The 15,246-nt window shown below is 68.6% G+C and carries 10 protein-coding genes; 5 read left to right on the top strand and 5 right to left on the bottom strand.

Features of this window, described 5'->3' with window-relative positions; genetic code table 11:
• Together AAF430_26345 and AAF430_26340 are read left to right on the top strand one after the other, a co-directional pair.
• Window positions 1-368 (top strand): hypothetical protein (locus AAF430_26345; GenBank protein MEM7413777.1); only part of this gene is annotated, 368 nt, incomplete at its 5' end.
• Between the two features lie 228 nt (window positions 369-596).
• Window positions 597-2,039, top strand: a complete 1,443-nt coding sequence (locus tag AAF430_26340; GenBank protein ID MEM7413776.1) for a hypothetical protein — start codon at window positions 597-599, stop codon at window positions 2,037-2,039.
• On the opposite strand, the gene AAF430_26335 is transcribed toward AAF430_26340, so the two are convergent.
• Window positions 2,026-3,444 carry a hypothetical protein gene (locus AAF430_26335; GenBank protein ID MEM7413775.1) on the bottom strand — a complete coding sequence of 473 codons (1,419 nt, stop codon included), beginning with the start codon at window positions 3,442-3,444 and terminating at the stop codon, window positions 2,026-2,028. The genes AAF430_26340 and AAF430_26335 overlap by 14 nt on opposite strands.
• Before the next feature lie 183 nt (window positions 3,445-3,627).
• Here AAF430_26335 and AAF430_26330 point away from each other — a divergent pair, with 183 nt between their 5' ends.
• Both AAF430_26330 and AAF430_26325 read left to right on the top strand, forming a co-directional pair.
• Window positions 3,628-5,343 (top strand): lipoxygenase family protein, encoded by a 1,716-nt coding sequence (locus AAF430_26330; protein ID MEM7413774.1) that lies wholly within the window; start codon window positions 3,628-3,630, stop codon window positions 5,341-5,343.
• 25 nt (window positions 5,344-5,368) lie between these two features.
• A complete protein-coding gene (locus AAF430_26325) occupies window positions 5,369-6,814 on the top strand; it encodes a D-arabinono-1,4-lactone oxidase (protein MEM7413773.1) in 1,446 nt (481 codons plus the stop codon).
• Here AAF430_26325 and AAF430_26320 read toward each other — a convergent pair.
• The gene (locus AAF430_26320) at window positions 6,811-8,226 is read right to left on the bottom strand and encodes a wax ester/triacylglycerol synthase family O-acyltransferase (protein ID MEM7413772.1); all 1,416 of its coding nucleotides are present in this window, start codon (window positions 8,224-8,226) and stop codon (window positions 6,811-6,813) included. The genes AAF430_26325 and AAF430_26320 overlap by 4 nt on opposite strands.
• A gap of 229 nt (window positions 8,227-8,455) precedes the next feature.
• Here AAF430_26320 and AAF430_26315 point away from each other — a divergent pair, with 229 nt between their 5' ends.
• Window positions 8,456-11,791, top strand: coding sequence for an adenylate/guanylate cyclase domain-containing protein (locus AAF430_26315; protein ID MEM7413771.1), 3,336 nt, complete (start codon window positions 8,456-8,458; stop codon window positions 11,789-11,791).
• On the opposite strand, the gene AAF430_26310 is transcribed toward AAF430_26315, so the two are convergent.
• The 3 genes from AAF430_26310 to AAF430_26300 form a co-directional block, all read right to left on the bottom strand.
• The gene (locus AAF430_26310; protein MEM7413770.1) at window positions 11,788-13,107 is read right to left on the bottom strand and encodes a hypothetical protein; all 1,320 of its coding nucleotides are present in this window, start codon (window positions 13,105-13,107) and stop codon (window positions 11,788-11,790) included. The genes AAF430_26315 and AAF430_26310 overlap by 4 nt on opposite strands.
• Window positions 13,108-13,116: 9 nt before the next feature.
• Window positions 13,117-14,538, bottom strand: coding sequence for an HTTM domain-containing protein (locus tag AAF430_26305; protein MEM7413769.1), 1,422 nt, complete (start codon window positions 14,536-14,538; stop codon window positions 13,117-13,119).
• 68 nt (window positions 14,539-14,606) lie between these two features.
• Window positions 14,607-15,179, bottom strand: a complete 573-nt coding sequence (locus tag AAF430_26300; protein MEM7413768.1) for a PEP-CTERM sorting domain-containing protein — start codon at window positions 15,177-15,179, stop codon at window positions 14,607-14,609.
• Window positions 15,180-15,246: the final 67 nt, after the last annotated feature.

The raw sequence follows: 15,246 nt of genomic DNA, 5'->3' as shown, positions 1-15,246 counted from the left end.
GGGTTCCGTACATCGGCACGCGGGGCGCTGCCGGGTCGGCGATCGATCTCGCCAGCGCGACGGCGGCCGCGGGCTTTCACGGCAGCGTGACCGAACTGCAGGTGTCTTCCGCGGCCCTCGACATCCAGGCTTCGGGCGACCTGACCGACCAGTACGTGGAGATTCGCGCCGGGGCGTGCGCTGGAAAGGTCGCCAAGGTCCTCGGCACCACGGACGCCGGCGGCAGTCAGGACGACAGCCTCTACGTCGCGGGCCCGTGGTTGTCCCACGAGGGCGTCGCGTGCGGAAGTGGACCGGGATGGATCGACATCCACTACGGCGCCCGTCCCGGCGACCCCGTTTCCTTCTACCGGATGGCCTCGATCTAAGGGGGCGGCACGGGGTTCATCGACATCCAGGACGGGCAGATCGAAGCCGATCGCTTCAACCTGCTCGACCTGGGATGGCTCGCGAACGACAGCGTCACCCCGACACTGCGCCGCAACGGCAATGTCGTGTTCCGGCCTGCTGACGACTGCACGCCACCCGGTCCCGGCTTCATGCGCCGTGGCAACGTCGGGTACTTCCGTGTACCGACCCCGGAACGAGACGTCGGCGTGATTCTGGGCGTGGCGCACGGCCTGGGGAACCAGACTTGGAACGGATGCCCCACCTTCGACCTCTCGGAAACCGTCGTGTTCGAACAGCTGTTCATCCACGACTCCCACAGCTCGGACCCGGCTGGAGGGGGTGGCTCGCATGGCTTCTACTCCGACGGGGTGGGCATGGCCGCGAGCCGACTCCTCGTGGTACGCATCACCGACGACGGCATCGGGGGCCACACGAGCGGTTTCACGTCTACGCCCCAACCCTTCGTGATCGAAGACGCGCGCATCTTTGCCATCCTGCCCGACGTTCCGAAGACCACCCAGTGCTTCGAGCCGACCGGGGACAACGCGCTGGTCGCGGACGAGAACGAACAGGAGCGTGCGCGCGGGAAGATCTACGCGACCGATGTGGTCGCGATCGGTTGCTCCCAGGAGGCGGTGAACCAGGTGGCCTACGGCGGCTACCTCTCGCGCTTCGTGACGAGCGGGACGAACTACTCGGGACTCGCACAGGGATCGCCGGCGTTCTCGGCTGCGCCGTCGACGGTCACCCTCGGAGCGACGCCGTTCCAGTTGGACCTGCCGGGCTACGCCAACCGCGTGCTGGACGCGGCGGTGTTCCTGATCGGTGGGCAACACAGTGCGTCCCCGTTCGGCGTGGTGGGGCATTGCGAAGCCTGCGTCGTGGTCGGGAATGTGGGACAGGTGGCCGGAACGCGATTGTGGGGCACCACCGACTACGCGCGGAGTTTTCTGCACCTCGCGAACCAGCCGTCCCGCATCGTCGATCAAGTCGGGGTGGCGGCCTGGCGGACACGCACGCTCGAAATCACGGATTCGGTGTTCCTCTCGGAGACAGCGTCGCGCTTCGGCAACGCCCACACGGATCTGGATGCCGCCGTGCTCTCCCGCGTCTGGGTCGGTCTCGGTCCGGGGCCGACCGAGACCCTCGGCGGCGTGGCCGACGTCGCGGGGAACGTCTGGATCGATGGTGCGGTCGGCACGTCAGCGGACCCAGCCGGGGCCTCGACGCTGGGTACGTTGGCGGGCGCCACGCTGATCGACCCCTGTCTCGAGACGACGCTCGGTTCCGATGTCCTCGCGTTCGGGGGGGCCGCCGTCTTCGGGCAGGGCGTCCGCAGTCCGACCTTGGGCCCCGATCCGAGTGTCGACGCGCCCCTCCGTGCCTACGTGCGGTCGGCGTCGGGAACGGCACCCTGCGACCACGCGGCACCTTCCGCCCTCGGTCTCCGCGCGTCGAACCTGGGTCGCGCGCACGCAGACCTCGGCGATCTCTTTCTGGACCACTGGGACCGCTACTCGAGTGACGATCTGACCGTCCTGCCGGAGCCCTCGGGCAGAGCAGCGTCCGGAAGCGCGGTAGTGCTCGTCTGGGCGTTGGCGCGAACGCGTCACCGGAAGCGTTGGGACGCGGCGCTCAGAGCAACGTGAACAGATCGCTCAGGTTCAGGTAGCGTTCGAGGCCGAGCTCGCGGATGTACGCCTTCGTGTGCTGGTTCAGAAGATGGGTGAAGAAGTCGCGGCTGTCTTCGTCGAGCTTCCCCTCGAAGAGCCGCACGTCGCCGCCGACGTGCGCGTACGCCAGCGGGCCCACGTCGTCCGCGATGCCGTCGATGAGACCGCTCAATAGCTTGTGCGCCCGAGGCGACACGTGGTCCGTCGAGCGGTAGAGGTCGGGAACCTGGAGCAGGTCGAGGTGGGGCTCGAAGTGGCGGGAGGGCACCGCCCACGAGTGCGGGACGACGTCGTGGCGGTTCGAGATGCGGTGGCCGCGGTCCTCGAGGGTTCGGTCGGAGAGCTGGGCGAAGGCGCGGTTCCCCGGCGTCGGGCCGGCGAAGGCGTAGCAGTGGATGCGCGCGTCGAGCTCCCGGTTCCAGCCACTGCGCCAGGTGCGGCGCGTGTCCGACAGCCACTGGGCGACCACCGGGGCGAGGGCGCCCCCTTTGCTGTGCCCCGTGACGTAGACGTCGAGGGAACCGTCACCGGTTTCGCGGCTGCGCCGCACCTCCTGCTCGAGGAAGCCCTGGATGCTCTGGCCCGGGTGGAGGAACGAGTGGAAGCGCTGGACGCCTTCCATGAGGTGCAGCAGGTCGATCTCGGCCCCGCCCAGGGCGCGACGCAGGCTGTGGTCGAGGTGCTTGCGGAGCCGAAGCGTGCTCGGCGCATTGCGGATGCGGGCGAACGCCGCGAGACGTTGCTCGAGATCGTGGGCGAGGGCATCGCGCTCGGAGAGGAGTGCGGTCTGCTCGCGGGCGAGCGCGCCGCGCCCGCGGTCGATCCAACCCGAGAGCTCCGCTTGCAGAGGTCCGAGGAGCTGCTTCGCGGTCCACTCGGCCGGGGCCAGGAGTCGCTGGCGGATGAAGTCGCGAAACGCTTCGAGTCCCAGATCCGGAAACTCGAACCAGCGCATGTTCTCGAGGATCGATAGCCCGAGGGCGCTCGAGAGGGAGAGGGCGGCACCCGGCACGCGGGTGCGGTTGCCGAAGCGCCAGGGGACGACCCGGTCGACCCAGATGTCGCCGTACACCCAATCGAAGGCCGAGTAGGGGTTGGTTCCTCGGACCACCACGCATAGCCGCGAGGGCTTCCAGCGGTCGCGCACGATGAACGCCCCGGAATCGGCGAAGAGTGTGAAAGGCGCCGTGTAGGTGACGGGACCCCAGGCCATCTCCCAGCGTCCGCGAACGGGAGCGAACTTCTCCAGGGCCTCGTCGAGCGCGACCCGCAGGAGGACGTCGTTGATCGCGTCCGGGCTCGCATTCTGGGTCCCCAGGTACGAGAGCATGGCCAGGGTGAAGCAACCCTGCTCGAGGGTGAAGTCGCGGGCGTCTTCCATGCCCCCATGGTACGACGTTCGAGGCCGCCCGCGCACCGGTGGGCCGTCCCTGCTTTGTGTCGGCCGCCGAATCGTGGGTCCACGAAACAGAACGACCCGAAGCGGCGACGCACCACGGTACACTGGACTCCGAGCTCGACTCGGCACACCCGGTCTCGTTCCGCCTCTTCCCCAGGGAGCCCCATGGCGCTTTCGATCTTCGACTTCTTCGCCCCCACCCCGAAGAGCGAGCAGCAGCAGCTGGACGCGCGCAGACGCCAGTACCGCTACAAGGCGCCCCAGGACAACCTGTTCGCGCCGATCGCGATGCTCGACAAGCTGCCGCGGCGGGAGGATCACAAGCTCGAGTGGATCGCCCCCTATATGCCGCGTTACCTGGCGATCGCTGCGTGGGGGCAACTGGCGAAACTCAGCGAGAACGTCCAGCGCGCGACATTTCGTTTCGACAAGTTCGAGGCGTTCCGCGAACTCTTCGGGCCGAACCTTCCGACCTTCGCGGAAGAAGCGCTCACGGATCAGGCCTTCGGCTACCGGCGGATCGCCGGCGGGAACCCGATCCTGATCGAACAACAGCGCGACCTCGAGGCGGTCCGCAAGAAGATTCCCCTCGACGTCGATCGCGTGCAGGAGTGGCTCGAGGAGCATCGGCCCCATCATTGGGTGGGTTCCACCGACGTCGCGAAGGCCGCCGCAGAGGGGCGCTTGTTCGTGGCGGACTACGAATTGATCCAGCGGGCGCTGCCCTCGGGCGAGTCGCGGGACAGCCGCTGGCGCGGGCGCTACGCGGCGGCGCCGATCGCCGTTCTGATCGAGGCACCCGGCTTCTACGGGGCGACCGACATGGTTCCGATCGCGATACAGATCGATCAGCCTCAGCCCGACGGCGACTACAACCCGGTCTACTACCCCGACGACGACTGGGGCTGGCAGACGGCAAAGCTCTACGTGGAGGCCGCAGACGCTTCCCACCATCTCGGCTGCGGTCATATCCAGCGCTGCCATTTGATGATGGAGGCGTTCTGCATCGCGACGCCGCGCCAGTTGCCCGAGAGCCACTGCGTCTACAAGCTGCTCTACCCGCACATGCAATTCACGCTGACGACCAACGTCTCGGTCTATCAGTACTTCAGCGACCGCTCGAAGCTCTACTTCGAGTTCTACTCGGGGAACCTCGAGGAGCTGCGCCAGATCACGGTCCAGGGCTACGAGTCGTCGACCTTTCGCGGGCTGCAGATCGATCGCGAGATCGAGAGCCGCGGCGTTACCGACGCTCCCGCCGTCTATCCCTACCGGGACGACTCGGTCCGCTACTGGAAACCGATCCACCGCTTCATCAGCCGCTACGTCGACATCCACTACCGCGACGATCGGGCAGTTCGTGACGACGCTCGCTTGCAGGGCTGGATCGAAGAGCTTCAGGATCCGCACCGCGCCGCCCTGAAGGACCTGGTCGAAGACGGTCGGATGGACAGCCGGGCGAAGCTCAAGGACCTGCTCACCCAGGTGCTGTTCATCGCCGGGCCGGGACACGCGGCCATGCACTTTGCTGGCTACTTCTACTACCGGTTCTCCCCGGCAGCGCCGAGCACCAACCTCATGCCGCCCCCCGATGCCGCCGAGGATGGCACCCGGGCGCGCTATCTGCGCACCCTGCCGACGATCCGGATGGGTCGCGACCAGTGGGTCAACAGCACCCAGGCCCTGTGGCGCTTCGGGCGCTTCGGTCACTACGACGGCTACCCGCTGGGCCACGAAGGCGGCGAGGTGGACGCCGCCATCCTCCAGTTCCAGGCCGATCTGGAGAAGGTCGAGCACGAGATCTCGAAGGAGCTGCGCACGCGGCCCTATCGCTACGACTTCTTGCTGCCGTCGAACGTCCCGAACAGCATCAACCTCTAGGCAAGGAAGCCAAGGAGCGGACTTCATGCAGGAATGGCACAACTTCGCCGGGAATCACCGCGTTCGCGCGGACGTTCGCGCGCCCCGCCACGAGGAGGAGCTCTCGACGTGCATCCGCAGCGCCGTCGAGAAGGGGCACCGCATTCGTCCCGACGGGGCGAGCTACTCCTGGGCGCCGCTGGTGCCCGTCGAGGGCGGGACGATCATCAACATGCAGCACATGGACCGGCTGCATTCGCTGGATGTCGACGCGCGGACGATCGAGGTCGGCGCGGGCATGGACATCCAGGCGTTGAACGCTCTGACCGCGAAGTACGGTCTGACCCTGGTGACGCCGCCGCTGTTCCCCGGCCCGACCGTGGGAGGGGCGGTCGCGACCGGATCCCATGGCACCAGCTTCCTGGCGGGGAACTTCTCGGACGACATCCTCGAGATGACGATCGTCGATCACACCGGCGAACCGCGGGTGGTGCGGCGGCCCGACCCGAAGCGGCCGACACCCGAAGGTCGAGACGAATACGCCGCGGCTCAGGTCAATCTCGGAACCCTCGGCGTGGTGCAGTCGGTGAAGCTGCAGCTCGTCGACCAGTTCAACGTGCACACCCAGATCCGGGAGATCCCGGTCGACGAGGTGCTCGAGGGCTTCGAGGATCTCGCCCAACTGCGCTCCTGTGACTTCCTCGAGATCTTCTACACGCCGCTCCAGGACACCATGTGGGTCTACCTGATGAACCGGACCGACTCCCCGCCGGACCCGCGGCCTCCGTGGGCGGACTTCGTGGCGAAGCAGACCGCTGCGTTCCAGGAGTCGATCATCGACTCGATCTATCCCTGGGCGACCCGCTACGTGCCCAACATCTTTCCGCGCGTCTTCGACTTTACGAACCGCTCCTACGCGAAGCCGGGTGTCACCGTGGCCACCGCGTCGAATGCCTTCCACTTCGCCCGGGTGTTCCCAAAGTGCTGGGACATGTCGTACTCGTTCCCGAACCACGATGCCGCGCGCGCCTGGAGCGCCGGCATCTCACTGCTCCGTGAGTACGCGAGCGCGAGTCTCTTCCCTGTGAATCTGATGATGCATGGTCGCTTCACCGCGGGCAGCAATGGCTGGCTGGCGCCCGATCACGAGCAGGAGACCTGCTACGTCGAGGTGACGACCGCAGAGCACACCCCGAACTGGGTCGACTTCTATCGCGAGCTCGAGCGGCGCTGGCTCGACATTCCGAGCGCCCGACCTCACTGGGCGAAGCTCTACTTCGAGACCGACCCGATTCGAGATCGCTACCCGAAGATGGACGAATTCCTGCAGGTTCGGGAGCGCTGGGATCCGAACCGCGTCTTCCTGAACGAATTCCTCGAGAAGCAGATCTTCAAGCTGCCCGCGATCGGTGCGGTGGAGGAGCCGGCGAGATCGCGGGAGCCGCTGCAGGATTGGCCGACGGTCCGGGTGCCGGCGTCGTCGGGCGCTTAGTCGGCCGGGCGTCTGCGTCGCGCGGCGGACCGGGTGGTCAGGAGTTCCGACAGAGACTTCTCGACCCCTTCGGCCAACACCCAGGGGTCGGGCAGGAGCTCGGGCGTGTGGGTGAAGCCGAAGTAGACCGTGTCGACGTAGGACACGGCGGTGATGCCGAGCCCCTGGGTCGGCTGCAGCACCGTCATGGGATACACATGCTCGAGGCGCGCCCCGGCGACGTAGAGAGGGAAGGGGGTCGCCCGCAGCGAAGAGACCGTGAGGTTGACCGGGAGCGGCAGGTCGCCACCCAGGGGCGCCGCGAGCCGCATCAGCCACTGCACCGCGCCGGGCGCGAGGATGCGTCCCACCGAGCTCAGCACGTTCACGTCGCGGGTGCGGGCGCGTCGCTTCCCGGCCGCAGCGCTCTCGTGGATGTGTCGCAAGCGGGCGGCGGGGTCGGCGAGATGGGTCCCGAAGGCGACCGTCGTGTGGGTGAGCTGGTTGTCCGTCGTGAACTCGTGCGACGTGCTCCGCTCGGACACCGGCACCGAGACGACGAGTTCACCGTCGGGCAGCTCGCCCCGGGACGCGAGGTAGTAGCGCACGGCACCCGAGGCGAGCGCGAGCAGCACGTCGTTGACCGTCACGTCGAAGTGCTCGCGGAGTGCCCGCACGTCGGCGAAGGGAACCCGCGCGCAGCTGTAGCCCCGTCCGGCGGCGACGCGTCCGTTGAACACGGTGGCGGGCACTTGCAGTGGGGTGCGCGGCGCGTCATCGCGTGGCTCGGTCGCTCCGGCCACCTGTTGGCGCAGCAGGGACAAACCCACCCGGGCCAGCTCCAGGGGCCGCTGGAGGGTGTTCTCGGCGGCGCGAAGCCAGAGGTCGGCATCGCTGAGCGGACCCTCGTCGCGATCGGCGAGCTGCGGGACATCGCGGGGGCGATCGGCCGCCGGCTTGGCGCTCAAGTCGAAGAGCAGCTGGGCGAGACCCGTGAGGGCGACGCCGTCCGCCAGGCAGTGATGCACCTTGTAGAGCAGGGCGACGCGGCCGTCCGCGAGGCCGTCGAGGAACCACATCTCCCAGAGCGGTCGGCTGCGGTCGAGGCAGGGGGCGAACAGGCGGCTCGCTAGCTCGGTGAGTTCTCGCAGCCCCCCTGGTGCGGGCACGCGGCTGCGATGCAGGTGCTGGCGCACGTCGAAAGCGGGGTCGGCCACCAGATAGGCGTGGTCCAGCCCGAAGGGCATCTCGAGGATCCGGTGGGTGTACACCGGAACGCGTTCCACGCGTCCCTCGAGCGCGCGCACCAGCGCCTCGAACCCGAACTCGGGGGCGTCGGAAGGGTCGAGGACCACCAGGACGCCGATGTTCTGGGGAAGCGTCTCGGTCTCGGCGGCGAGCGCGACGCTGTCAGCGGGGGCCAGCTGCTTCACGGATCTCTCGAACCTCGACACCCGCATCGCGAGCGCTCCGGCCGTCGCCGAATCGGACGTGGGGTTCTGAAGGCGCTCGGTCCCGCCATTCTCTCCAGTCGCGGTTTCGAGGTCAAGCATCCCTCCGCCGTGACGGTGAACTACGGCGCGGAGCTGCATCGACGCTGGACCGTGTTTTCCAGTAGTCTGTTTCTGCGCACACGCGTCGTTGGGAGAAGGAGACACGAGGGTGCGTTGCGAGCACTGCCAGCACGAGATCCGGGCAGGTGCGCGCTTCTGCGAGGAATGCGGCACACCGATCGCGCCTCGCTGCCCCTCTTGTGAGGCCCCGCTCTCCGCCACCGCGAAGTTCTGCTCCCAGTGCGGGACGGCGGTCGCGGGGGACCCGGTTCCCACGGCCACGCCCCAGGACCGGGACGGGGAGGCCGAGCGCCGCCAGATCACCGCGATGTTCTGCGATCTCGCAGGCTCCACCGAGCTCGCCCAGCGCGTCGACCCGGAAGAGCTGCGCGAGATCCTGCGCACCTACCAGCAGACCTGCGCCCAGATGGTGGCGCGCTTCGACGGCCACGTGGCCCAGCTCCTGGGCGACGGCGTGCTCGTGTACTTCGGCTACCCGCGCGCCCACGAAGACGACGCCCAGCGCGCCGTCCGGGCCGGGCTGGCGATCCAGGCCGAGCTCGCGAAGTGGAACGAGGAGCGTGCCGCGCGGGACGAAGATCTCGTGCAGGCGCGCATCGGGATCCACACGGGACCGGTCGTGATCTCGGCCCTCGGTGGGACGAGCGGACGTCGAGAGACCCTCGCCCTGGGCGACACCATCATCATTGCGTCGCGCCTCGAGGGGCTGGCCGAGCTGGGCCAGGTGCTGGTGAGCGAGGCGACCCTGCGCCTGGTAGAAGGCTCGGTCGAATCGCGCGATCTCGGCACGCCGCCGCTGAAGGGTGTGAGCGAGCCGATTCGCGTCTACGGGATCGAACGGGTGGTGCGCTCGGCGCCGGGTGCCGTCGATCCGCGGGACATCACCGGCGTGTCGGGGCGAGAAGCCGAGCTCGCCCGACTCCACGACTGTTGGCACCGCGTGCTCGAAGGGCGTGGGCACGTGGCCACCGTCTCGGGCGAGGCTGGCATCGGGAAGTCGCGCGTGCTGCAGGGTTTGCGACGCGGGCTCCCCGACACCCCGCACCGGGTCCTCGAGTTCGAGTGCACGCCCTACACGGCGGGGAACGCCTTCAAGCCGATCCTCGAGATGGTGGAGCACGTGCTGGGCTTCGAAGAGGACGAGGCGCCGGACGCGCGTCTGGCGAAGCTCGAGCAGGCGCTCGTCGAACTCGCCCCCGAGCGGTGCGCCGAGATCCTGCCGTTCGTGGCTTCCCTCCTGGGGCTCCCCGAATCCGAGCGCTATCCGCTCGAGCACATGAGCCCCGAGCTGCAGCGCGAGCGCTCGCTACGCGCGCTCGTGGCTCCGATTCGGCTCCTGGCCGAACGGGAACCGCTGCTCCTGATCGGCGAAGACCTCCACTGGGCCGACCCGTCGACGCTTGCTTTCCTCTCGGATCTCGCCGATCAGGCTCCGTCTTCGCGGCTGCTGCTGCTCCTGACCTTCCGCGAGGAATTCGCATCGCCCTGGCCGGAAGGCGAAGACGTCAGTGCGATCGCCCTCGAGCGCCTCGACGCCCAGGCCACGCGTGCCCTCGTCTCCGGGGTCGTCGGCGCGGGTCGGGTACTGCCCGACGAGCTGGTCGGGCAGATCGCCGAGCGCGCGGATGGCGTGCCGCTCTACGCGGTCGAGCTGACGAAGGCCGTCGTCGAATCCGAGCGGCTGGTCGAGCGAGACGGGCGCCTCGAACTGCAGGGCAAGGTCTCGGATCTCTCGATCCCCTCCACGCTGCAGGGATCCTTGATGGCGCGCCTCGATCGCATTCGCGCGGCGAAGCAGGTGGCGCAGCTGGGCGCGACCCTCGGACGGAGCTTTCCCTTCGATCTGATCGCCGCCGTCGCCGACCTCGACGAGGGCGAGCTGCAGGCGGGGCTGCGTCAACTCGTCGACGCCGAGATCCTGGTGCAACGGGGGACGCCTCCCGAGGCCACCTACACCTTCCGGCATCGGCTCCTACAGGATACAGCCTACGAGTCGCAGCTGAAGAAACGTCGCACCGAGCTGCACGCCCGGACCAGCCAGGCCTACGAGCAACGCTTTCCCCAGCGCATCGCGTCCGCTCCCGAGGTGGTGGCGCACCACTGCGCCGAGGGAGGGCTCACCGCAGAGGCCGTCGACTACTTCCAGCAGGCGGGCGAGGTGGCTCTCTCGCGTCACGCGAACCAGGAATCACGCGACTACTACGCGCGTTCCCTCGAGCTGCACGGGGAGCGCCCGCCCGAGGATCCCGACTCGCTGATCGAACACCGGGCCAAGGAGGTTGCCCTGCGGCTGGGCCAGTGTGTGCCGATGACGGGCCTCGACGGTTTCGAGGCTGCGGAGGTCCTGGACTCGATCGCGCGTTGCGAGGCGCTCAGTGACACGTTCGATACCGGGCCGGCGAAGATCCCGATCGTCCACGGCCTGATGATGCACTACAGCAACGCCGGGCTCCTGGCGCGCGCTCGTGACTACGCCGATCAGCTGATCGAGATCATCGAGCCGATCGAGCGCGGGCCCCTGCTACTGGCCGGGCGGATGAATCGCGCCTTCAGTGGCCCCACCACGGCGCCTCTCCCGGTCGCGTGCCGCGACTTCGAACAGGCGATCGCCTTGGCCGACGAGATCGATCCGCCGCCGCCGATCGCGGCGATGGACGCCGACGCAAAGTCGGGGATGCAGGCGGTCTACGCGATCTCACTGGTGCTCTCGGGGCGCCCGACCCAGGGCCTCCAGGTGGCGGAGGCGTCGATCGAGCGCGCACTCGCGCTGGGGCACCCGCGCACGATCGCGATCGTGCTCGGCAACGGTGGCGCGACCTTCTCCTACCTCGAGGACGCACCCCGGGTTGCAGAGGCCGCGAAGCAGGTGCTCGAAGCGACCGCCGATCGGGGTTTCGAGTTCCTCGAGGCGTCGGGCCTCGCTCTCGATGCCTGGGCACGCACGAAGCTCGGCGACGCCGACGGCCTGGGCGCGTTCGATGCGGCGCTGCGCTACGCGGAGGACGCGGGCGTCGTGGGGGGCCTGCCGAAGTACTACCTGATGGCAGCCGATGCCGAGACCGAGGCCGGGAACCCGGAGCGCGCCTTCGAGCGCGTCGCGAAGTGTCGGAGTCTGTGCAAGCGCACGAAGGAGTTCAGCTACTTTCCCCAGTCGCTCTTGTCGCGGGCGCGCGCGCACTGGGTGGTCGGCGCGCGGGACGAGGCGTTCACCGACCTCGAGCGGGCCCTCGGCATGTGGAAAGGAAGCGGAGCGATCTGGCTGGAGCTCGATGCGGCGGTGACCTACGCCGATTTCGCACTCGAGTCGAACCAGAAGCGCGCGGAAGCCCGCGCCTTCCTCGAGCCGGTCTACGCGTCCTTCGAGGATGGCTTCGAGACGCCCCTGCTCCGGCGGGCGGAGGCCTTGCGCGAACGACTCGGCTAGCGCGAGGCCGAGTCGGTGGCGGCGGCGCTCTCCAGGCCGAAGTGGGCGAACAGCGCGTCGAGGGTCGCGACGCGCGCGCGCCGTGCCGCCTCTTCGGGAGCGCTGCGCGCGCTGCGGAAGCCGCGGGTCGTCACCAGCACCCGACGCCCATCGACCCGGGCCTCGGGAGGAGCGTCCATCTCGGCGCGCGCCTGCACCGCGGGAGCGATCGCCGTGTAGGCGGCGGCGAACTCCTCGGCGTCGCCGATCGAGTCCCACTCGGTCCACCAGAAGAGTTCGCGTTGGCCCGCACAGTCGGCGACGAGGTAGCGATCGCCGTCCCATCCTTCCCAGACCTCCGAGAGCTCCGGGCCGCCGCTGGCCTCCGGGTCGGCGAGGTCGCGGAACAGGACCGAGAGGCCCAGCTCACCGAGGCTCTCCTGTCCCAGGCTCCGACAAGCGTCGTCGAGCGCCGCCTCGAGGGGCGCGAGATCGATCGCCCAGAAGTCGGCGTTGCGCTGTTCGGGGTGAAGGATCTGCTCCGTCGAGGCGGGTGGTGACGTGAGCAGGGCACTGCCTTCGGCAAGCGAGAGTCCGTATCCGTAGGAGTAGGGGAAGGCGAGGGTCAGTCGGATCACCGCCGGAGAGCCCGAGTGATCCTCCTCGCCCGCCGCTGCGTTCTCCGCTTCGAGCTCCTCGCGGAACGCATCCGGATCGGGGAGGGCGGCCCCCGGTGGCAGCACGGCGACGAAGCCGTAGCGCGTCGCATCGCCCTCGATAGCGGTCTGGAGGCTGCCCACCGCGTCCGCCTGCTGGCGCGTCTTCGTCTTCTCGAAGAGATCCGGATAGGCGCGATGCTGGAGGAGGTGGATGATCTCGTGGGCCAGGGTGAACTCGCGCATGAGATCCCGCCGCGCTATCGCAGAGACGAGCCGGACCGAGAAGGGAATCTCGACGTCTTCGACGACGTAGAGTGTCGCTTCGTCCGGGATGTAGAGGCCCGCGAGCGTATCGCCACTGAACTGGGTGATCACTTCCACGTAGTCGTGCTGGGGCGACCAGAGGCCCATCGCGATCAGCTTGTCCTCGATGTCGGCGAGCTCCTCGGGGGTGTACTCCTCGCGGACCAGACGCTCGAGCAGGGCGGGAATCTCGGCCTTGCGCACCGAGCGGGCCGGCACGTCGTCGGGGATCGGGAGTCCGCGGGCCTCGGCCGTGCGGCGCGTGAGCTCCTGGAACTGGGTCTCGTCGATGTGTCCGTCGACGATCATCGAGTAGGCGCAGCCCGTGATGAACTGAGCGACGAGGGCGAGAACGACGAGGGCAGCGCGCTCCATCGCCCGAGTCTACACGCCGGCGTTCACGGGTAGGGCAGGGCGGCAGCGGTGGATCCGCAGCGTCCTCCGCTCCGGGCGGTCGAGGGGTGCGCCCGGCCGGATGTCGCTCCACAGGTAGACGAGTTCGAGGGTGCGCAGGTGCCTCGTCTCCGGCTGCGTCTCGTTCCAGGCGCGACACAGGTACGCGGCGTATAGCTCCTGGTGCGTGCCGGCTTCGGGTCCCGTGGTGCGGGCCAGGTACTCGTACCATCGAAAGCTCGGGTAGACGGTCGCGATGCGCGGTGGTCGCGCCCAGTCGACGCGTTCGCCGCCACGAAGCACGTCGACCGTGGACCCGTCGTCGAGCCTCCCCGCCACGACGTGCCAGCCGCTCTCGCGCGACGGTCCGGGCGCGAACATCGACCAGGATTGGCCGAGGCGCAGCCAGGCGCCGAGCTTCACGATCCCCGGCGAGAACGCGAAGGGGGCACGAGGCAAGGTCGTCAGGTTCCAGCCGACGATCAACGCCAACGCGCCCAGCGCGACCCCGTTGCGCAGGCGCCCGGGGAAGGAGTCCTCGAGCTGCGTTGGTGCTTCGGTGGCTCCTCGATCGACGCCGAGCCAGGTCCAGCACACCGAGGGGATCAGGCCGAGCGTGGTGACGATGCCCACCACTGGAAAGATCCCGAGGGCCAGAGTCGAGGCGATCCCCAGGTGGAAGGCCACGATGCCCACGATCCCGACCATGCGCAGCGGTGCCGTCCAGATCGGGGAGAAGAGCAGCAGCGGCGCCGCGAACTCGAGCGCCATCACGCCACGGCTCAAGAGCGCGAGGAGGCCGGGGAAGTCCTGCGCCACTGCGACCCACGCATAGGCGTTCCCCGAAGACAGCGCATAGGCGACGGCACTCCCTTCGCTCCACCACTCGGGTCCGGTCTTCAGGAGCGCACTGAAGAGGTAGACGAGGGCCACCTGCACTGCGTAGCCGGCGGTAGCGAAGGAAAGGAAGCGCGTCGGTGCCGTCCCCGACCGCTCGGTCTGCCGCGCCGGAACAGACCGCGCATCGAGGGAGTACCGCGCACCCCAGGGCAGCAACATGCCGAAGAAGAGAACGCAGGCCAGAAGCGTGTCGTCGCCGTGGGTGACCATCGGGTTGCGATGGTGCAGCGAGACGAGCAGCAGCCACGAAGCCATGGTTGCCGTGCGGGTGAAGCGCCCGAGGGCCAGGAAGACCGCGCACCCACCTGCGACCGTGAAGAGCACCGCCTGCAACGGCCAGTCACCGCTCAGCGAATGCAGCGAGGGCAGAAAGAACACGGCGGGGCTGCCGTCGGCGAGCGTGGTCGCCCGGGGCAACACGCCAAAGTCCGTGTAGTGCGCGCGCAGGGATCGTGCGCGGAGCGCGAGGTCGAGCAGCAGGGTCAGGGCGATGCCGACGCGCAGGAGCGCCAACGATCGGAGGTCGGCTCCGAAGAGATCGGTGATGCGGCCGCTCCAGCGCGGCGAGCGGCCGCGCTCGCTCAGCGCCGTTGCCTCCTTCCAAGAACGAGGCCGGTGAGCGCGAACCCGATCAGCGCGAGGGTGCTGGGTTCGGGGACGATCTGGACGGACAGGGACGGGGCGGCGGCACCGAAGAAGGTGAGGTTGGGAAAGGAGAAAGCCAGATGGCCTGCCTGGTCGGCGGAGAGCTCGACCACGAGTTGCTGCAACAAGCCCGGGCCCACCGCTGCACCGGTCGGACTCGGAGCGAGCTGGTCGATGAGTCGGCACAGCCCGGGCTGGTCGCACTGGCCCTGGAGCGCGCCAGCGGTCCATCCGGCCGAGCCGCCGAAGGAGGTGATCTGGTAAGAGCCCTGCACGACGACTGCCTGTTGCCCAGCGAGAGCGGGGTCGTATCCCAGCGATACGAGTGCGTTCGGCGACGACTCACCCCAATCGACGAAGGTTTCGACCGTCACGATGATCGTGTCACCGATCGCGTAGGTCGGTTGGTCGGTCGCGATCGCAATCGTGGCGGCTGACGCGGCGGTCGCGCAGAGCGCCACCGCGACGAGCGATGCTGCCCAGAGCCTCTGCGGGGCCAACGGCCTCACGACGGCTGACTCGTTCCGGGACGCCGGCGTCCCAGGGCGATGCCGGCGAGTGCAAACCCGATCAGCG

It is taken from the genome of Myxococcota bacterium, from assembly GCA_039030075.1.
Lineage (GTDB): Bacteria > Myxococcota_A > UBA9160 > UBA9160 > SMWR01 > JAHEJV01.
This window is presented reverse-complemented; position numbering and strand designations above follow the sequence as displayed.